Source organism: Azospirillum sp. TSO5 (genome assembly GCF_003116065.1).
GTDB lineage: Bacteria > Pseudomonadota > Alphaproteobacteria > Azospirillales > Azospirillaceae > Azospirillum.
In genome coordinates, this window is sequence record NZ_LGQY01000133.1 from 1 (window position 1) to 19,447 (window position 19,447).

Here is a 19,447-nt window from a genome sequence, read left to right on the forward strand (position 1 = left end):
TAGTCTGCCAGATCAGGGGTGGCTGGTTATTGGACGCCGATCACCCCTGAAACTGGCCCAGTGTTGCAGGCCGATGCACAACTTGATTTCTCCTCAGGCGCCCTGCTGGCTTAGAGGCGGCTTTCAGGACTCACGTTTGATGGTCTCCCTCCGGAAACCCGCTGATCTGCTGTCGGTTTCTCGTAACTTGGGAGCAGAGAGGCGTGCATAGGACCGACCACGGCAGAACTGATGCCTCTGCCTCGGTCGGTTGAGGGTGATCGGTGCAGGTGGGATCGCTTGAGCCTTGAACCACCAGAAGAACGAACGATTGGTGGACCTCAGATACTCTTTGCAGCACTTGACGGACACCCGTGCTCAAGCACGACTTTCCCAAAATGGGCACCGCTTTCCAGGTAGCGCATCGCTTCGGCCACGTCTGTCCATGGAAAAGCACGGTCGACAACGGGCTTCAGGTTGTTCGCCTCGATGGCACGGACCATGGCCTCGAAGGAGGCGCGCGATCCGACGGGGATGCCGCGGACCCGAACCTGACGGCGGAAGATGTCCAGCGGGTTGATCGCCCCTTCGGTGCCGCCGAGATAGCCGATGACGTTGATCTGGCCGCCACGGCACACAGCCTTCAGCGATTGGGTGAAACTTCCCGGGCCGCCGACCTCAATGACGTGATCGACACCTCGTCCCTCGGTCAACTCTAGGACCGTGTCGCTCCAGTTGGGATTGGTTTTGTAGTTTACCCCAGAAAACGCACCGAGCGTCTTGGCACGATCGATCTTGGCGTCGCTACTGGAAGTGACAATGACGCGGGCGCCGCTGACGGCTGCGAACTGCAAGGCAAACAGAGATACGCCCCCGGTGCCTTGAACCAGCACGGTCTCGCCAGCTTTTATACCGCCCTCCGAGATCAGCGCGTGCCAGGCCGTGACACCCGCACAGGGCAAGGTCGCCGCCTCCACATCGCTGAGGTTGCGTGGCGCAAGGACGGCCGCCTGCTCGTCGAGCAGGGCGTATTCCGACAGCAGCCCATCACGCGGGCCGCCCCGCTGATAGGAAGGCTCGGCCATCTCGAACGGTCCGGCGACCCATCGCTGCCAGAACGTGCTGCACACCCGGTCGCCGACCTTGAAACGTGTGACCTCATCCCCGGTGGCAACGACCTCGCCGACACCGTCGGACAGGGGAACGAGCGGCAGCGCAAAGCGTGTGTGATAGCTGCCGCGAACGATCTCCACGTCACGGTAATTCAGCGACGTTGCACGCACACGGATCAGCAGTTCCTGCCGACGCAGTTGGGGGAGCGGGCGTTCGACCAGTATCAGATTATCGAAACCTGGCTTGTCATTAAGGACGATCGCTTTCGGCATCTTGCGCTCCTATCGAGGACGATGCGGAAACGATGACCTTGTCTAACCTCACGCTCAAATTCATAATATGCAAAAAGATTATGCTGGAAACGATCATGCTGAACGAAATGCGGACGTTTATCCTCTTCGCAGAGGAGGGTTCTGTGCAGAAGGTCGCTCGCCGTCTCCCGCTGACGCAACCTGCCGTTAGCCGCCAAATCCAGCGGCTGGAAGAGGCGGTCGGCACGTCGCTGCTGGACCGTCGACAGAAGCCGCCGGTGCTGACACCGACAGGACGGGAGGTGCTGACACGCTGCCGCGAGATCCTCGCCTCCTATGCCTCTATGAAGGAGCTTGCCGTCGCGCCGGAACCCGCAGGTGTGCTGAGGCTCGGCTTGGCCAATGGGCTAGCTCACGACAGCCTGGCGGAGGCCATCTGTGAAGCAATCGCCGCCTTCCCAAAGGTTACGCTGCGCCTAAAATCGGGCTGGAGCGCTAGTTTGGCGGAAGAGCATCGCCTTGGTGTACTCGACGCCGCCATCGTGCTGAGCGACGGACCGCCGGTCTATGCCGCGGAAGTTTTGGGTACGGAGCGGTTAGCAGTCATCAGCGGCACGGCAATCCGACATACATCCGCCGCCATCATGACCGCCCCCTGGGTTCTGAGCCCCGAGCCGTGCGATGCGCGCCGCTTGTTGACCCAAGTCCTCTCGCGTGATGGCCGCATCCCGGTTGTCGCAGCAGAAATCGAGAACGGCGGGCTGCAACTTGCCCTCGTGCGCAAAGGGCTCGGCCTTGGCCTGATGCCCGAACGGCTGCTTCGCCAGGCGAAGCCTACGGGCATCGTGCCGATTGCCACACCCGGGATCTCCTTGTGCTTGGACGTGGCGCTGCTCCGATCTCCGCATCTCGGCGCCCTTGCCACGGTGGTGGACGCCCTGGCGCGCGTTACACGACAGGCGCTGGACCACAGATCAGATATCCAGGCGGCTTGACCGCCGCGCGGTCCCGCTATCTGGTGCGCAAAGCATTGCGAGCCAAAGGTGGCCTTCAAGAGGGCGACTGAACCCGTGCCGCGTCTTGCAAAAGCCGGCTCCCTTTCGCTCCCCGGACGCGGCAATATTCCCGGTCCGGGTCGTGCCGCTGTCATCTGAAGGCCCTCACCTTGGGTGGCGGGCCGACCCGACAACAGGGCCCAGGGGTGTCATCAGTCGTGGTTTTTAGAACTCTCTGTCTATAGTCCGCTTACCGCAGAGTGGGCAGAACCGAGAGGATGCCAGCAGGGCGGTGAGACCGTCAGATTGATGGCATGGCCATCGACACATCGCACGCGGCCTCAGCGCCTTCCGAACGCCGCCCTCTGTCTACGGCCAGTTGGCACGAGCTGGAGACGTCGACCATTGTAGGTCATTGCAGCGCCCGCCCGGGCTCCCAGGATGCTCCCACTTGCCAGCGTGTTCCACTTGGAGCATCAGGACGGATTGGCGATTGTGGAGACCGACCTGAAGCTGAGAGGCTTTGAAGACCTGTCGGCTTCATCGGCGAAGAATGCGCGAGCCGACGAGACAATGGAGGTCGGCCGTCCGACCCGCGTCGCGCCCTCCGAGGAGTTAATGGCCGGCTCATTGTCGGCCCCGCACGCTGGGCACCGGGGAAGCAGGCGATGTTTGTGAACCACCGCGTAGGTACACCCGCACTCGCACGAGCGCAGGGAGAGATCGCGAATGCGGAGGTCACGGACCAAAATCCAAGCCTCTGTGGGTCCGATCTTCGGAACCGCGACCAGCCCGGCCTCCGCGCGAAACTCCAAGAACAAGCCATAAGCTCGAATCAAAGCGTCGATGTTGATCGTCCGGAACACCGTTTCCGTGCCGACATGGACGTACAGGTTCAAAAACAGGCTGGCCTCGATAACGTCCTGCCGGGTGCTGACCACTCCGTCGGACTCGGCCATCTGACCTGACACGGGCGCTTCGCCGTTGTTGATCTCACGGTAAAGTGCACGCAGGATCGGTGCGGAGATGCCTGTGTGGAGCTGGACGATCGACGTCCGAACACCGAACACGATCAGCTTGATCGCCAGGGCCATTTGAGCATGTTGGGATAGGCGGTTCATGAGCGGCGCCTCTCAACCTTGACGCACGGAAACGGAGCGCAGGAGCGCGAGCTGCTTTGATGGCGCCTCACCTTTTTCAAGAGCGTCCGGCATCATCGGGCGCGGCTGAAAGAGGCACAGCGATTCCGACGCCATTTCCTGAAGCTTGCTGATGCTTACATCACGAATGTCTTCCGCAAACGCACGCGTGACACCGAAACGGGCCGTGGCCTCGCCCAGGTCTTCTTGCGCAACACGCTGAAGCAGGAGCAGCATGTGGCGGTTCAGATCACGAAAGTCCTCTGCAAACTTGTTGGTCATCGTTCAATCGTTCCAAAGCGAGGACACGGAAAGACCGCTTCCGGTCAGTTGTTTGAGGCGCTGGTAGACGGCGAGGACTCGCTGTCCATAGGCTCGTGCCGCTGGCTCATTCTGCCATGCGTTGTAGCGCCCGATGCCAAGTGCGAGATCGCCAGGTTTTGATGCGATGCTCTCACGCAGGATGGTCGCCCCCATGCGCAAATTCAGAACTGGGTCCAAAAGGTCGGCCGGGTCTGTAACGTGCTTGCCGTGGGCGCCGACATAAACCTGCATCATGCCAATGGCGGTACGCTGCAGATCAGCCGAAGGCATGCTCCGAAGGTGACGCTCCGCTTCGCTGCGATCGTCACCATAGAAATTGCCCTTCGGGCCGTTGAGCGCCCAGGGCCAGGGTCGGGCGAAGCGGTTCTCGTGCCTGGCGCTTTCAACCAGCGCCACGGAGAACAGCAGGTAGGGATCAATCCCCTCCTCTGCTGCTGCTACTTCCCAGGCAGTCCCAGAAAGGCTGAAGGCTGAAACTGGTGAGCTGATCGCGGCCATCATCGCCGTCCCGATAGCCGCGACCGCGGACATCAGGCGCCGCTTTTGCTGCGGCGAGCCCGGCTTGCTGGCCCCCTTGTCGTAGTGCTTAACCGGCCACATCGTGTGCCTACGCCCTTTAGATGCGCGCGATACCTCGAACGATTGCTTTATCACTTAACTTTCGTATGCACGCAAGTAATAAATCGAAATTCAAGGCAATTTTTTGTGTCCGCGCACGACATTGAATAGGCGAGCCAATTCCCCTCCCGACCAGCGGAGCATCTGCCTCCATTTTGCTAGCAGCGCGTCGGGCGAATCATACCCGGCTATGCACTGTTGCCGATGCTGCTTCTAGTATTTCTCTTGACAGAGATCCCACTTACATTGCCGCCGGGACTGGTCGATTGGATTTCGCTTCACTTTTGCTTAATGGGTCGTTAACGACGGCCATAGCATGCGGGCACGCATCCGTCTCCAGCGGGCCGTTAGACGCCGGCCAAAGCACGCGCGCAGTTGAGACTGCGGTCCTATCCCCTATTGGGAAGCTGATCTTCCGCTGTCTACCGCGGCTCGCATCTGAACCACTTGAAAGCAGCAAGGTGCACTAGCGGTACACCGGAGTGCACCTCCACGCCCTTCACCCATGGATAGGATTCGGGCTGGGTACTGCCGCAGTGCTCTGGAGTGTCAGTGGCGGTCACCTCACTCATTGTCTACTCCTTAGCAAGCTGGCGAAGCACTGACGACGGGTGTCACGCCAGCGAGGATTAGTATCCTCAACCTTCAGCATTTGAACGAATGGTGCGTGAAACCCGCATCTCCTGGCCCGCCCGGAGTCCCCCCGCCGGCCGGATGCAGCACAGTCAAGTGGGCCACCGATGGCGACGCTTCCTCATAATGCCGCGCGCACTGCCTGGAGACTGACACCATTCTGTCGGCAACATAGCTTCAATCCGTTCAACAAACAGAAACGCCCGGCTCCTAGGGAACCGGGCGTGATCGGCTGGGACAGCTAAAGGCGGCTCAGTCGAGAAGGCTGCGACTGAGACTGATGCTATTGACCTGGCAGCCATAGTTCTCCGTCGGCAAAGCGGAAGCCACGTTTATCGATGACGGTCCGATTTGCCCGGCACTGTTCTGCACAGCCATCCCGAAGGGACGATCGTCTACCGAGGAGCGGCCCGAACGCGACTTCAACGCACTGATGCCAAAGGCGAAGAAAGCCAGGAAAATGAGCACGAACTGACCCAGAATGAGAATTTCCAAGGGCCGCATGTGGAAAAGAAAATCGATCATAGTTGATGTCCAATCTGTACGGCGACGAACTCACAACGTCTCTATACGACGATCGTACCCGCGCCCGCCCCGAACGCAATAGCTCCTGCATGGAAAAAAATGAGCAACGGACCCCATTTCTGTCGGCGCTGGACCCCAAAGCTGTGGAGTATGCTCGCGACTTGTTGCAGGCAGAAAATGAGCACGCCCGGCTGTCGGTGTTCGACGCCGGGCGCGATTATATGGACTAGCCTGAATGCTGATGGCCAGCGCCTGTTAGTTTCCGCGCCCCTGAGCTAAAACGCCTGGAGGCTTACTGGCCGTCGCTCCATCAGCCCCAGGCTTGCGCGCGGGCGTCGTATCGACCGCGTCTACTGGGTAGCTCCTGCTCCCCTGTGCGGAGGCCGTAACGTTGCCCGGTGCTGGCGGCAAATTGTCGGCCGGCGGAGCCTGCGTCGGCGCTGTAACGGATGCGCCGGGAGTGATCGACTGCGCTTCATTCCCCTGCGCCAAGGGAAGGGCAGCGCCCGGTGCTGCCGGCAAGCTGTCGGCCGCCGGAGCTTGCCGCGATTTGGGCTCTACGTCGATGCCGGTCATTTGACCAGGGTCGTGCTGGAATACTTCAAAGGCGCCCCGTGCCGCGGACGAACCGTTAAAGCGGTTCTGCCCAGGATCCTGGTCCTCACGTACGCGATCCCGCAATTTTCCGTGGAGATTTTCAGTGCCTTTTCGTAGCGGGTCGTCCTCAAATTCCACTTTATGCCGTTCTTCAGACGCGGCAAAGCGCGTCTGAAGGTCACTCCGTTCTGGCATCTTCGGCTCACCTCTGTCGTTTACTTGGCTGAAGGCAGGGATCGGCTTACTGCCAACCACACTCTCAACCTCAGCGCGCGGCTGCGGCATTCCTGCCGCGTCTCCTCCAAGATGCGAGTTACGGGCAGGATCACCCACGGGGCCGCTATTGTGATTTGTGGCGCCCGAGAGCAAGCCTAGCAATGCTGCTTTTCTCTCCGTCACTTCAGCGGAGGAAGTAGAAGACGCCCCGGGCATTTTATTTTGGTTGTTCAAAGTCATTAGGCCAGCATAGGTGATAGCGTCTTCTTTGTTAGCGAAGGCCTTTGTTATCGCTCCACCAGTCCGCTCATCCATTCGAATCAACGCATCACGCGCACCCGTAAGGTTACGGCGCTCCAATTCGGACTCAAGCCGTTCTCTGCCACCATGTTGTTGGTTGACCGCATTCACAGCTTGACCGGCCGAGAGCGTCTGACTCGTACCGAAGGACCGCGCAAGACTGTCTGCTCTCTGGTATGTTTCTTGGGCGGTGAGCGCTTGTTGAGCGCTTTCGCTCAACGTCTTCTGCTGGCTTTCCGAAAGGCTGCTGGTGAAGCTATTCTGGGTGGTGTTGGCCGACTCGCGCATTGCGGTGTCAGTCAACGTGCCACTGAGCTTATCGTTTCGGCCAAACTGAGATTTGATCGCCGCCTCGATCTGCGAAACAGCTGAATGCCCGGCTGCCGCACTCATTTGGTCCGTTACCTTGCCACCAGCTCCAACCGCCACCCCAGCCTCAGCTCCGCCTTTCACAGAACCACCAAACGCTTCCCCAAGCTTTGCCTGAACACCTGCACTAATATTCCCTGTAAGGCCATATTCCAACGCGGCCGAGTTGATGAGTTGGGTTTTAGTCTCATCGCCACGGGCGAATTTGTCAGACACCCCCTTCATCGCGCTCGACACCAGTTCGTAGGTCTTGCTGCCCTGGAAAGCGGAGCCCGACTTGAACATCTCGCTGTGGCCAGTTTGATATTGCTGAACAGCTTGGGTACCAACCGTCGATGCGAGGTTGCTGGCAAAGGTATGCGTCTTAGCGTCGGCGACACTCTTGGTCGAGGACTCCGCACTCTGCGCCAACGATCCGACGTTGAACGATGTCAACATCTGATCGGCTCCACTAGCCATCGTCACGCGGCTCGGGTCACCGGTATAGCTCGGCGCCATCTGGTATTTGGGTGTGGCATTGAACGTGTCCCGAGCCACCTTATCCTCTTTGATGAAGTCGCCGCCCTGAAGGCGTCCAGCTAGGTGCGTGGCGGCTACGGATCCACCGTAGATCAGCATGAGTGTCAGCGCAGGAACCGACGAGGCCAGCATTTCGCCAGTGGATATCCACTTCTGCAGCGCACCGTCGGCGGCCAAAAGGCCGTTCATGGACCCGAGTGAGAAGCCGGAGTCTTCAAGCCCTCCCAACCTTCCCGTTAGGCTCATGTGAATGAACAGGTTCACGATCGCGAGCACAGGCATCCACAATTGGATCCAGAGCAGCGTTAGGATGTACTTGCCAGCAATCGATATGCCCAGGGGGCCGAGCACCACCAGGAACCCCATGATCGGCGTCACGGCGTAGGTGAAGCCCTCCAAGAAGGTAAGCATTGGGCGAACGATGCTCCGGAACATCGAGGCTTCGCCCATCCACGACATCGCACGCTGGTTCTTGGCGTCCTCGATCATCTTGGCGTAGCTGAAAGCGCGATCCTCTTCCGACCTTGCTACCGCGGCGCGCTCGAATATCGGCTGCAAAATGGAAGTGGTAACGAATTGTGTTGGCGAAATTGCCGTGACGCCAAGAGCGAGGAGTGCGTCTCCGATCTTCGCCGGTACGTCGGAGGCTGGCACATTCAACACTGGCGGAAGAACCTCGGCCAAGTATTTTTGGACAACAACGGGCGTGATCGCAGCGAGCTGCGCATGCCCGTCGGTGCAATCGTAGTTTTGGGACCCCGAACTGCCGAGCCACAACTCGGCCATCCATATACGAGAATCAAACTTAAGTGCAGAAACAAGCTCTGCAGAGTTGTATATCGTATGTGGGTCAATGGCACCCGAACTCAAGCCGGTCATCGTGCAGCGCTGAATGTATTCGGTCCACGACCTCTCGAAATTGGACGACCCTCCTGCAAATCTGTTCGCCGGGCCAAGCATTAGCGGGTCCCCCGAATGAATCCGAACCTTCTTCATCACTTCGAGTGAACTTCCATAGCCATGCTGGGTCATTGCGGGCATCGAGAACCCTTGCTCGAAGAGCACCGTGAGTTGATAACCAATCTCAGAGATGAGCGAGCCGCCAGCCGCAACGCCAACCGGCACGTTAGCAACGGGGCGAACTTGGCCGGTGTAAGCATCGGTTACGACAACAGTCGTCGACGGTCCAAAAAGTAGTGAGAACACGACCCAACCGAGAAAAACCTTCTGCCAGTCAATAGCTCTCGCCCCTGCTGCGACCGCTTGGAAGCAAACAAGCAAGGCTCCGAGCAAGAGCCCAATCTGAGCAACTGCATAAAATTCCCCGGTCCCCACAATCATCGCTACGGCGTTGAGGATTTCAGCAAGAAAAGCGCTGTCGCCAATGCTGTTGATATTCCACATCTGGCGTCAATCCCTTGCGACTGGGCCGGTTGCGGCGTAGCGGATTTTCTGCGTGATATCCAGGATGGCGAGATAGTCACGGAAAATTTCGGTTGGGTCGCCGATCTGGCCCCGAACCTGCTGCTGCTGAGCCCGCAGATCGGTACGTGAATCCCGAAGAAGCGCGTCCAGTTCCTTTGCGTGCGCGTCATCGGATACCTTCACGGCAGCCTCGACGGCCTTGATCATATCGTCCACCATGAGCGCCGCCATGTCATAGGCAAGGTGAGGGATGGCCCGCTCGGTCAAAGCCACTGCACCCATACGTCCATGCTTCGCCAGCTGGAAGATCAACCCAGCCAAGCCGTACCGCTGCGGAGAAAGGAATGCCTGGTCCGCCGCGCTCAATGCACCCTGGTTGTCAGCGATCCGATGCACGAGGCCAGGAGCACCACCGCTGCCATCAAGGAGCTTTTCCTCCAGCATCTTCCTGAAGCCCTTGATGACCATCGTTCCCATGATCGGGTTGGTGCAGCCATCTTCAGATTTTGTGTCGCATCGGAGCACGGTGACGGGCTGACCGTTGGTCCCATCCACCAAGTCACGAAAGCGGATCTTATTTCCCGATATAGCTGAGTATCGCGGCGACTGCTTGCCGCCCCCAGCATCGCTCATATCGCCAACAATAACCGTACCGGCGACGTTCATCATCGCCTCCAGCATGTCTTCGTCACCAGCGACAAACCAGCCGCTGACGGCATGCTTTTTGAGGGCGCGCCAAACTATATTGCCCTTAACCTTCTGGGAGAAGTCGTCGGGGGCGTTCTCGGCAGCCTGCTGGGTTGGTCCTTTGCCGCTCGACGTCGTCCAAGACTCGAAGATGTCGCCAATGCCCTTGGTGAAGCTGATCTTGGAAGCCTCGGTTTCCTGCTTGTTCAGAGCGGCACCCAACGTGTCGTTGACGATTCCCTGAGCTAATTGGCAGCTGTTCCCGAAGAACTGGTTGAGCTGTTGTATCTTTTTCTGGATCTGTTCGATGATGGCCGCGCAGTCCTGGCACATCGATCCCAATGCGAGCTGGAAAGCGTAGCCGGCGGCGTTCGCCGCAATGCCACGCATCAGCTGCACGAACTGATCCGCGTTGATGAAGCTGAACGATCCGCCGAACAGATCGATGCCTCCGCAGCCAGCCTCAAAACTCGGCGGCACGAATGAGACTAAATTCTCGTTCATAATCCGGTTTTTGGCGGTGAATTGGCCGCCGGCGAACACGCCACGCCGTTGCGTCTCCCAGACGCCCGGAGGTGTCGTGTTGCTCATTGCCCCGAACAACGAGTCCATCTGGCTCTGCAGCCCAGCGGCCTGTACTGGACCCGGCGCGGCCGTGACAGTAAGGCACGCGGCTATAGTGACCGCGGCCACCATCTTGCGGGCGATTTCGATCATTGCCTCACCATGGAACGGAGGTGGTTTACGAGTAGGGCAGGGTCGGAAGCGATCTCAGGTGGAATGTCGAGCTTCGCAGGCAGCATCGGCCCATTGTCCACGGCGCGTGTCTTGTCGAACGCCTTCTGGTCGATCCAGCCGGCATTGAGCGCTCCGGTGAGGATGCGCCGCCGCAACTCCTGCAGAGACAGGACGCCCCGGGCAATGGTCTGAATTCCGTCTGGCGGTCGGACCAGCACCAGGGTTGGCGTGCGCTCGACGCCCACCTTTGCAGCCTGGCCGCTGTCTGCCCTAAAGCGCGGAAACTGCCCACCCGGCAGGGGTTTCCCATCGAGGGAGATTGCCGTGATTTGAAAGCCATAGGCTCGTTCCAGCATCTCGAGAACCGGCGCCTGCTTGTCGCAGTAGACGCAATCGCTCCGAAAGAAGAACCAGATGCCGGCCTTCTCCGCGATTTCCTTCAACTCTGCGTCTGTGGCCTCACCCGCCACCGCATTCATCTCGTTCGCGGCGAAGGTTGCCGTCGGTCGGCGGCCGGTCTCATCAAGCAGCGGATCGCCCACGACAACGCGCTGGGCCATATCCGTGAAAGCCGAAGCCTTGTCCATTGCGAGCCGTTGAATGACGTAATAGGCGCGCACGTTCTCGGCGCTGGGTTCATCCAGCGCGCGGTCGCGGTACTTTGGCAGGTTCTCCCGCAGCCAGGCGGCCGAGCCGAATGAAGGGGGATCTGGGGTTCTCGGCTGTTCCGGGGGTGGGGCCGGGGGCGGCGGTGGAGGTGGAACAGCTGCAGCCGGCGGCGGCGGGGGTTCCGGTTTCGGGGGGAGAGATTCCTCGTCGGGCTCCGGCTGGACCTCATACCAGAACCAGCCGCGCTCCCGATCGCCGAAGAAGCCCGCGGGCTGCGCTTGCTGCTGGGCCGACGCAGAAAAGGCTATCGAGCCAGCGAGCAGAGCGGCAGTGGTGCTGATGAAGGCGGAGCGTGTCGTCATGCTCGCCAAGCTACCTTTCCAGGGCCCTCCTTCGCGCCGCTGAAAGGCGCGGGAAATCGATGTCTTTCTCGGGCGTGGGGGTTAGACAGCGCTGGACGATCCAGGGAGCATAGCGATGGCTGTATGGCCCAAACGAAGGATTGGCCATGGTCGGCGCCGGCTCTCGACCGACTAAAATAGCCAATCGAAGGAGCGCTGGGACCGCGGCGTCCATGCTGAACACTGAGGTCCCAGCGGGGTAGTTGCCCCGGATGGAGAGGCAGTGCCTCTCGTCCCCGGGGGCTTTGGTTTAAGTGGCCTCAGGCGGCCTCGATCCGCGCCGCGGCCTCTTCAAAGGTCAGCCCTGCCTGAATGAGGTTGAGCATCTCTTGGATTTGGCTCGGGTCGGTGATCCGAACCACGCTCGACGTTTCCTCGCCGATGATGTCGCCATTGTTGTCGACGGTCCGAATGGTGACGCTCTGCATCATTCTCCCTTTCCTCACGTGACAGTCGGCGAAGGACCGTTGGAAGTGGTAATCGTCACCTGCCAGTTGGTGCCAAACAGCGCACCTTGCTCCTCGGCCTTCAGTTTGGCGTCTCGGAGTGCAGTAGCTGCGGTTAAGTATGACCGAGGGCGCCGTTCCTTGATGGAACGAGGCTTGCCCCCTTCAGCGGTCACGGTCACGAACCAACGAAACTCCCCATCATAGGGCGTGACTCCGTAGGCGATGACGACACGTTCGGTACCCTGGGGGCGGGATTGCCCCCGTGAGAGTGCGTTGATCCAAATGGCCCGGTCTGTCGTTGGTACCTTCCGGCCATCGTCCAGTGCTTTCCCAGACCCGAGGGCTCCGTCGATCACGTCCCATGCGTCGTCTCGGGTTTCGCCATAGACCACAAAATGGAACAGCTCTCCCGTTGAGAGAACCTCGATGATGACATGCCACGCAGGCAGCGGACGGTTGAAGATGTCGTAGAACGGCCCGATTACCCTGTGCAGCGTGATGGACTGCTTTTGCATGTGCGACCTCGTGATTGAGGCACACGCCCCCGCCTGGGGCAACGTGTGCCCCGGTTGGGGATGGCGCCGCCCGACACCCAAAAGGGGGTCGGGCGGGGCGGATTGATTGTCAGGCGAGCCGCCGCGCCATGCGCGAGAAGGTCGCAACAGCTTGGTCGCGGTTCAGACGAGGAGTGAACCACTGGCGGACGCCTGCGGTGGTCGGCTTGAGGAAGACCCGGTAGTATCCGCCTGCGAGCGAAGCTTGCCGTCGGAGTTGGAGGATCTCACCTGTGTAGACCGTGCGCTCCGTCACCACCACGGGCGCCGGCGGCTTGCTGAAGAGCTTGCCGCCCGACACTTCGTAGAGGAACTGTGCGGTCAGGCCGATGAACTTGGTCAGCTTTTTCATGATGCACCTTGTTTAGCGATGAGGCGCACCACTCCCCTTCCAGGGGCGAAGCGCGCCCCGGTTGGGGAAAGTAGCTGTAGCAGCCGGCCATAAGCCGGCTGTGAATGTGCGGTCAGGACTACGGAACGATCACGCCCTGCTGCTGAACACGCTATTGAGGTCGATGCCGGGTCGATCGATGGACGAAAGCGTGACATACGCTTCAGCGTCGGAGCCGTCGGACTGGCGAACGAGCGCCAGATCGACGTCGTCCAAGCCTTCCGTGTCATAGTCGATGATCGCCACTCCAAGATCGCTTGGAAGGTTCTCACCAACGACGCCCTGCACCAAGCCGCCGTCAAGCACGATTGCCAGCCGCCCCGGCGTGCTGTAGGCGAGGATCTCTTCCAGGGTCTTTAGGTCGGCTTGCATGGTGCCGGGGCAGTTGTACGCAGGCCCCTGCATGAGATGATCCATGTGGTCCCGCAGGAACGCAGTGGCGCGTTGCAGGACATCCACAGGGACAGATTTCAGCAACTTGCTGTTCATGATGCACCTCATGTCCTCTTCGACGGACGACGGGGCACACCACCCCCGTGGGGCAACGGTGTGCCCCGATGGGGAGAGTTGATGAATGCTACCGGACAGTGCCGGCGTGGTCAGGCCGCGCGCTTGTAGCGATCGCGAACCTGCTGAGCCCAGTTTTGGACGCTTGAGAGGATGCGGCAATACCGAGTCTCAGCCTCATCCCGGTCGGTAAAGACGCTGGAAGTGATTTCCTTCCAGCGTCCCGGCTGACCGGGACGAACGCCCGAAAAGTGGGTTGTCTTCGTCAGCAGATAGCAGATGCTGCCTGGGGGCCGGGCAAGTTCGATATCGAACTGCTGGGCGTATGCGCAGGGCTGATCGTAGGTAAGCCCTTGCCAGTAAACGAGCACCGTTTCATCGTACAGGATATCCGCAGGCTCGCCGTGGATGATCGCCTCGGCTTCCCAACGGGAGATGCCCAGGAGATCAAGGCGTCTTTGTGCCTTGAGGGTCTCGATCACAAGCCGGTTTGCCTTGGCCATCTTCTGCACCTCACCCAGGTGATCCCAAGGCTTGGTGTTCTCGACCGGCTCATAATCTTCGTTATCATCGTCCCAGCATCCAGCGACGTAGGTCGGAGCCCTTTCGGCGGATACCTTGGCGGTCTCGACCTCACGAATGAGGGCGAAGGCCACCTTGCGAGCCGCGAAATACTCCGGCGTGCCGGGAATCGGGAAGAGGGTGTTCTGATTTTCCATGATGCACCTGTCCGGAGATGAGGCGCACCATGGCCCTGCGGGGGCTTGGAGCGCCCCGATGGGGAATGGAAAGCGAAGCTTCCGTTCATGCGCCGCCAGCAGGCGGAGCTTGGTTGCTGGTTATTTTAGGACCCCAACTAGGTCCCCAGCCGAGGCCGGACACTTTGCAATCGCTGCGACATGCAAGCGGAGCTAAGTGGGCCCAATGTAGCGGCTCGACGCTGGGAGGAACAGGGGTGAAAGGCGACGATTATCTCTCTCTTTCGCCAGCGCGAGAGAACAGGGACGAACGACGAGTTCACGAAAATTGGAGGAGGCCCGCCATGAGCGCGCAAAGACCGAAGCCTTTCAGTAGCCGAGGCTACCGATGCCAGGCGACCCGCTCACCAACCTCGCCAGGCATGAGATCCCGCACTTCCGGCAGCAACGGTGAAGCCCGACCACCCGCCCAAACGGTGTTGATATTCAATGCCTTTCGCTGGCGCGAAGGCCTTTCCCAGCCGCTATGGTGACGCGGAACGACCAACCACACGCTTAGATACTATGCCCCATATTACTGATGAAGAACGGGAGATCATCCGTACGCACTTCCCGACCATGGACAGGCGCCAGCTCCAGGCCCTGCTTCCCAAGCGGAGTTGGAATGGCATCCGATCCGTGGCGCGACGCATGAAGCTTCGACGCAAGACCAAGCCGGATCTCAAGTGGAAGCCTGACGAGGTCCGCGTGCTGCAGGAGATGGATCCCGCCAGCGCGTGCTCAATGGAGATTGCCGCCGTGCTGCCTGGACCCAACCGCACCAGCATCACCGATCACTCGCAAGAACTCGGTTTGGCCGCAGCGGAGGCTGGAGAACCCGACATTCGGATCACCTCGCGCAGTCCGCCCACCGGGTGGTCCATCGGTGAGTTTCTGGTGTTGCTTGAAAGCTATCCGTCGCCGAACTTGATGATGGAGGATATCGCGCGCCACCTGCCGGGAAAGTCGCTGTCGCAAATTCGACGAGCTGCCCATGGGGCCAATCTTCGCCGACCCAGGAGCGCCCAGGCCACGGCGGTATCAGGTCGCGATGCCAAAAACGTCTGGACGGATGACGAGGACGCGCTCGTGCTCAGCATGTGGCGGAGCGCCAGTCTCAAAGAGATCCAGTGCCTACTGCCGCACCGCACGGAAGGAGCAATTGCGAACCGGGGACGGAAGTTGCTCCGGCAGGGAGCCCCCCAAGATGCCACCGCATCATATGGCAATCTGGCCTTTGCGGCTCAGTAACCGCAACCCCGCACGAAGCGCACTAGGTTCGCCCTGCCGCCGGACCTTCTTATTCCCCTACAGCTCCACGACAAGGCACGCGTACGACCTCTCCGACAGTCGGAGCCGGTGGACACCGACCCTGGAGGCATAGCGGGAAGTCAGACGAGCTGGCGTCGTGCCCGATCGAACACCGAACTTTCAGGCGGCGTCAACGTGTGCGGCCGAAAGCGACGGCGATCCGTCGCACCGGGCCGTTGCCGCCGACCTTCAGCACCACACGCTGCCCCTCCTGCATATGCAGCGTTTCTTCGACGCGGACCTGATCCGGCTCCGGCACCTTATTCAATTTTCGCTGTTCCGCTAACAAGTCCGATCGGCGAAGCGCCGCGGCCTCAACCACCAACTCGACAGAGACCTCCTGAGAGGTATGTGGCGTTACCCGCACAGCAGTGACATGGCCGGTACAGATGATCGCTGGCGGTGCGCCATCCTTCCCGGCCAGCGCAAGTTTCACCTTCTCAATGGAGTGCGCAGACACCTCCGCGTTCGGCCGCGTGACGAATGGCACCTGTTCAATCAAGCGGTTCGCACTGTCGAACAGCGTCACTTCGACGACGAGCGAGGCCGCGGGGTCTGATGCATAATCCTGAATGCCCCCGCCGCTCTCCTCGCCGCACCGGCTCGACAGAGAACCATTCAGAGGAGCCGTACCTGCCGCCTCCGCGAAATGAAGGGTGGCGAGAAGGGCAACGGCCGCGACCGCAAGGGTGCGTATCATCTCGTAAGCTCCCAAGGCAATTCCAATTGCCCCGCCTAGCAGCTTCAGACGCTGTTTCTCTACAGAGAAAGGCGACGGTTTTCGTTGTCTTTCGGTGGCGCGCCGAATTGCCCGATGGCGATAGTCTTCCGGCAGCGTGATTATCCGGAGATGAAGAGTGAAGCGCCCCCTATTGACCCTACCCGTCCTTTTGGCACTCTCCGTCGCCACTCCTGCGGCTGCAGCGGACGTTGACAGCATCGTCGACGCTCTGATGAATCGCGTCGAGCGGCTTACCCAGCAGAATGCAAAGCTCACCATCGAGAATGAGCAACTGCGGCAAACCACTCAGGTCCGAGACCGCAGCGACGCCATGCCCGAGAATATGGGGCAGGCTCTTCGGAAAGCCGCAGAGGCTGTCACGATCTCCCCGCCGGCAGCGGTCTCACCAAACACAGCGCTCGACGCGAAGCAGCTGGACGAGGTGCTGCGCCAGTGGGTGAAAGACAATGCGGGTTATGTGTTCGAGAGCGTCAACAAGCACTTGGCCGAGCAGCAACAGGCCCGCGCTCCCAAATCCGAGAACTTCGCGGCCCGCGCTTCTGACCTGTTCGAGAAGGACGCGATCAAGGCTGGCGCCGTGAGCAGTCCCAAGGTGCGGCTGGTGATGTTTGCGGACTACAACTGCACTTACTGCAAGAAGGCCCAGCCGGTCGTCGAAGAGCTTCTTGCCAACAACCCGGACCTCCAGGTGGTCTATCGCGAACTTCCCATTCTGTCACCGACCTCCCGGCTCGCCGCCCAGGCGGCACGTGCAGCCGCGATGCAGGGCAAGCACGATGCCTTTCATCGTGAACTCTACAAGCTGACCGAGATCAGCGAAGCGAGCATTCTGCAACTGGCCGCCCGTCCGGACGTCGGATTGGACGTGGATCAGCTGCGGAAGGACATGACCTCGGAGAGGGTAGCCTCACTGGTTACCAACGATTTCAACCTCGGCCAGAGCCTGGGGATCCAGGGCACACCGTTCTTCTACTTGGACGGCGGAGCGACCATGCCGGGGTACGCTCCGACCTCCCAGATGCAGGTGATGATCGACCAGGCCCGCAAGAAGAGCTGAGCCAGATGCCCTTCCCCCGCATGCTTGCCATCGGCTTGTTGCTGATGGCGGCTGCGGGCTCCGCCACTGCGGCGCCCCAGCAGAACATATGGAAGAACACTGAGGCGGCGACGCAGGCGGTGGCCGTCGCCAAACGTGATCTGACCATCATCCTCCGCGTCCTCGCCAGCAGCGTCAGTTCCACCGAGTTTGCCGTGGCGATGTCGCCACTCACGTCAGAGGTTCGGTCCCGCTACCGGGGGCAAGAGTGCCTCTTCTACGAAGAGGTGACCAACTCACCGTTCGCCGATAATCCCTACTTCGCGCCGATTGCGGGGCAGATCGTTCAGGCCGCCTTGCCGGCCGAGTTCCACAACAACAAGGTTGTGGGAAAATTGGCCTCCTATCTGGCGTACATGGCGGCCACCAACGACCCGCCTGCCTGTGTCTGCGAGCCGATGCCGGTGGAAGAGGTGATCGACCTCTGCCGAAAGCGGTTCTATCCGGCGTCCCCACAGGATCAAGCCCGCTACGACAAGGCTATGCTGCCCCCGTGAGGCGGGCAGAGTTGAGACATGACGAACGGCCGGGGTGTACTCCCCGGCCGTTCGCATTTCAACGCAGCTTGTAAGCCCCGGTATCCCATCCCGACGCTTGCACGGGCTGCGGAGCGGTGCCCAGCCACCCGGCCAACGGGTTCACGGCATCAAGAGCCCCGCCTAACTCGCCGGTGGCCCAGTGAAGTGCGACGGCGGTCGTGCCCGGCCGCGTGTGTTCGATGTACATGCCGACACCGACACCGATCACCATCATAACCAACGGTGAACGCACGACCTGCAGGAAGAAGGCAAACAAGAAGGTTCGCAGGATCATGTTGACCATCGGGGTAAACTCCAGTGCGTATTGCCGGCATCCTACCGGGACGCGCAGCCGCTTCGCGCCGGGGAAAGGCGACGAATTTCCACGTCTTTCAGTGGCGCGGTTGAACCAGCCGACGCAATACGATCGGCGTAGTTGCCGCAGCTCTGCGACGATTCCCACGGAGTGATCATGCCCCCCCGGATCCCTGGTCGGACCCGATCGACTACAACAGCTCTGGCCCTGCTTGCGCTCACAACCGTCGCCGCAGGTCCCTTCGGCTGGGTGACGATCAACAGCGCCTGCATCATCGTGGAAGAAGGCGCCGCTACGCCCTTTGCATGGGTCGCGTTGGTGCTCATTGGCCTGCCCTTCGCGGGCTGGTGCCAGCGCTTTCTGCGCTGCCTCCTCTTCGCACGCCAGCGCGCCGCGAATGCGCTGGGAGCCAAGGTCATCACCTTGCGTATGGTCGAGCGGAACAAGAGCGTTTCTCCGGCCGAAGTGGCGCTTTACCACTTGGTCAGGAGCATTGCCGAACAAGCGGGCCTCCGGGCCGCGCCCATGGTCGGCGTCGTACCCAGCAACGCCATTAACGCGTTTGCGATTGGCCGGCGCGGCAAGTATTTCATTGCGGTCAACGTCGGCACGGTTAACCGGCTGTCAGTTGACGAGCTGGCGGCAGTCCTAGGGCACGAGGTCGGGCACGTCGCCCACGGGGATTCGTTCGTAAAGACGCTCGCTTTGGCGGTCCAGGACAGCATCGCTACGTTCCTGATCTCGCCTTTGGCCTTCGCCCACAGCCTGGTCCGCGCCTCGCCTGCCCTGCTGCTGCTATTGGGCGCCGGGTTGCTGTTCGGCATCTGGCATGGGCAACGAGACCTTGCCATGGCGTGCGCGGTCGCCCTCTTCCTTCCGCAGTTGGCGTGGCTCGTCCTGCTTGCGTGCCGCGCGCTGATTGCCCAGCTCGACCGCTGGCGCGAGTTTCACGCGGACGCTGCTGGCGCGGCCCTCACCTCACCCCGGAGTATGGCGGCGGCCCTCGCAAAGATCGCCGAAGACGGGTATGGCAAGCGGGTCGTGACCAACCCTCTACACTCCCCCGCCTTGGCTAGTTTCGGGATCAAGGACACGATCCTGTTCACGGGTCTGGCCGGTAAATTGTTCGCCACGCATCCCCCTGTCCAAGATCGCGTGGACGCTCTCATCAGCGGCCGGTTTCTCTAAAGGCTGGAGTTGGGTGCGAGGTCATAAGGCGAAAACAAAAAAAGCCCGTCCGACGTCCGCGATGGACGACAGACGGGCTTTTGGGTTTTAGAATCCCGGCCGAAGAGTGAGCCGGAGAACGCCGGTGGTGGGGACGCGGTAAACCGCGCCACCAACACTCTGCGCTACCAGTGCGGGGAAGACGCACCTTCGAACCACTG

The 19,447-nt window shown here is 60.6% G+C and carries 21 protein-coding genes; 6 read left to right on the top strand and 15 right to left on the bottom strand.

All coding sequences use genetic code 11. The features are described from left to right. Positions 1-320 precede the first annotated feature (320 nt). Entirely contained in the window at positions 321-1,364 is a 1,044-nt protein-coding gene (locus TSO5_RS28365) for an NAD(P)-dependent alcohol dehydrogenase (protein ID WP_109154745.1), read from the bottom strand. A gap of 32 nt (positions 1,365-1,396) precedes the next feature. Between TSO5_RS28365 and TSO5_RS28370 the strand changes: the two genes are divergently transcribed. Then, on the top strand, positions 1,397-2,338 hold the full coding sequence (locus TSO5_RS28370; protein ID WP_109154746.1) for a LysR family transcriptional regulator: 942 nt from the start codon (positions 1,397-1,399) through the stop codon (positions 2,336-2,338). Between the two features lie 476 nt (positions 2,339-2,814). Here TSO5_RS28370 and TSO5_RS28375 read toward each other — a convergent pair whose 3' ends face one another. The 4 genes from TSO5_RS28375 to TSO5_RS28390 form a co-directional block, all read right to left on the bottom strand. Beyond that, on the bottom strand, positions 2,815-3,459 hold the full coding sequence (locus tag TSO5_RS28375; RefSeq protein WP_109154747.1) for a FlhC family transcriptional regulator: 645 nt from the start codon (positions 3,457-3,459) through the stop codon (positions 2,815-2,817). A 12-nt stretch (positions 3,460-3,471) separates the two neighbouring features. Beyond that, complete coding sequence (locus TSO5_RS28380; protein WP_109154748.1) at positions 3,472-3,759, bottom strand: flagellar transcriptional regulator FlhD; 288 nt, start codon at positions 3,757-3,759, stop codon at positions 3,472-3,474. A gap of 3 nt (positions 3,760-3,762) precedes the next feature. Then, entirely contained in the window at positions 3,763-4,401 is a 639-nt protein-coding gene (locus TSO5_RS28385) for a transglycosylase SLT domain-containing protein (RefSeq protein ID WP_109154749.1), read from the bottom strand. Positions 4,402-5,304: 903 nt separating this feature from the next. Further along, positions 5,305-5,577, bottom strand: coding sequence for a hypothetical protein (locus TSO5_RS28390; protein ID WP_109154750.1), 273 nt, complete (start codon positions 5,575-5,577; stop codon positions 5,305-5,307). A gap of 5 nt (positions 5,578-5,582) precedes the next feature. Between TSO5_RS28390 and TSO5_RS28395 the strand changes: the two genes are divergently transcribed. Beyond that, positions 5,583-5,807 carry a hypothetical protein gene (locus tag TSO5_RS28395; RefSeq protein WP_136705948.1) on the top strand — a complete coding sequence of 75 codons (225 nt, stop codon included), beginning with the start codon at positions 5,583-5,585 and terminating at the stop codon, positions 5,805-5,807. A gap of 25 nt (positions 5,808-5,832) precedes the next feature. On the opposite strand, the gene TSO5_RS28400 is transcribed toward TSO5_RS28395, so the two are convergent. The 8 genes from TSO5_RS28400 to TSO5_RS28430 form a co-directional block, all read right to left on the bottom strand. Beyond that, complete coding sequence (locus tag TSO5_RS28400) at positions 5,833-8,982, bottom strand: conjugal transfer protein TraG N-terminal domain-containing protein (RefSeq protein ID WP_109154752.1); 3,150 nt, start codon at positions 8,980-8,982, stop codon at positions 5,833-5,835. Positions 8,983-8,988: 6 nt separating this feature from the next. After that, complete coding sequence (locus TSO5_RS28405) at positions 8,989-10,407, bottom strand: conjugal transfer protein TraH (RefSeq protein ID WP_109154753.1); 1,419 nt, start codon at positions 10,405-10,407, stop codon at positions 8,989-8,991. Then, positions 10,404-11,399: a conjugal transfer protein TraF gene (gene traF, locus TSO5_RS28410; protein ID WP_109154754.1), complete on the bottom strand. Its 996-nt coding sequence runs from the start codon at positions 11,397-11,399 to the stop codon at positions 10,404-10,406. The genes TSO5_RS28405 and traF overlap by 4 nt, the downstream gene beginning before the upstream one ends. 299 nt (positions 11,400-11,698) lie before the next feature. Next, positions 11,699-11,869, bottom strand: a complete 171-nt coding sequence (locus TSO5_RS32825) for a hypothetical protein (protein ID WP_158282499.1) — start codon at positions 11,867-11,869, stop codon at positions 11,699-11,701. Between the two features lie 11 nt (positions 11,870-11,880). Next, positions 11,881-12,402 (bottom strand): hypothetical protein, encoded by a 522-nt coding sequence (locus TSO5_RS28415; RefSeq protein WP_109154755.1) that lies wholly within the window; start codon positions 12,400-12,402, stop codon positions 11,881-11,883. Positions 12,403-12,511: 109 nt separating this feature from the next. Further along, the gene (locus TSO5_RS28420) at positions 12,512-12,793 is read right to left on the bottom strand and encodes a hypothetical protein (protein ID WP_109154756.1); all 282 of its coding nucleotides are present in this window, start codon (positions 12,791-12,793) and stop codon (positions 12,512-12,514) included. Between the two features lie 129 nt (positions 12,794-12,922). Further along, a complete protein-coding gene (locus TSO5_RS28425; protein ID WP_136705946.1) occupies positions 12,923-13,321 on the bottom strand; it encodes a hypothetical protein in 399 nt (132 codons plus the stop codon). Between the two features lie 110 nt (positions 13,322-13,431). Continuing rightward, on the bottom strand, positions 13,432-14,058 hold the full coding sequence (locus TSO5_RS28430; protein WP_109154758.1) for a hypothetical protein: 627 nt from the start codon (positions 14,056-14,058) through the stop codon (positions 13,432-13,434). 669 nt (positions 14,059-14,727) lie between these two features. Between TSO5_RS28430 and TSO5_RS28435 the strand changes: the two genes are divergently transcribed. Next, positions 14,728-15,327, top strand: a complete 600-nt coding sequence (locus tag TSO5_RS28435; RefSeq protein WP_136705945.1) for a hypothetical protein — start codon at positions 14,728-14,730, stop codon at positions 15,325-15,327. A 190-nt stretch (positions 15,328-15,517) separates the two neighbouring features. On the opposite strand, the gene TSO5_RS28440 is transcribed toward TSO5_RS28435, so the two are convergent. Then, positions 15,518-16,087: a hypothetical protein gene (locus tag TSO5_RS28440; RefSeq protein WP_109154760.1), complete on the bottom strand. Its 570-nt coding sequence runs from the start codon at positions 16,085-16,087 to the stop codon at positions 15,518-15,520. 157 nt (positions 16,088-16,244) lie between these two features. On the opposite strand from TSO5_RS28440, the gene TSO5_RS28445 reads away from it, so the two are divergent. Together TSO5_RS28445 and TSO5_RS28450 are read left to right on the top strand one after the other, a co-directional pair. Then, complete coding sequence (locus TSO5_RS28445) at positions 16,245-17,186, top strand: DsbA family protein (RefSeq protein WP_109154761.1); 942 nt, start codon at positions 16,245-16,247, stop codon at positions 17,184-17,186. Positions 17,187-17,191: 5 nt separating this feature from the next. Beyond that, on the top strand, positions 17,192-17,722 hold the full coding sequence (locus tag TSO5_RS28450) for a hypothetical protein (RefSeq protein WP_109154762.1): 531 nt from the start codon (positions 17,192-17,194) through the stop codon (positions 17,720-17,722). A gap of 58 nt (positions 17,723-17,780) precedes the next feature. On the opposite strand, the gene TSO5_RS28455 is transcribed toward TSO5_RS28450, so the two are convergent. Beyond that, positions 17,781-18,047, bottom strand: a complete 267-nt coding sequence (locus TSO5_RS28455) for a hypothetical protein (protein WP_109154763.1) — start codon at positions 18,045-18,047, stop codon at positions 17,781-17,783. Positions 18,048-18,308: 261 nt separating this feature from the next. Here TSO5_RS28455 and TSO5_RS28460 point away from each other — a divergent pair, with 261 nt between their 5' ends. Next, positions 18,309-19,247 carry a M48 family metalloprotease gene (locus TSO5_RS28460; RefSeq protein WP_158282500.1) on the top strand — a complete coding sequence of 313 codons (939 nt, stop codon included), beginning with the start codon at positions 18,309-18,311 and terminating at the stop codon, positions 19,245-19,247. The last annotated feature ends 200 nt before the right edge of the window (positions 19,248-19,447 follow it).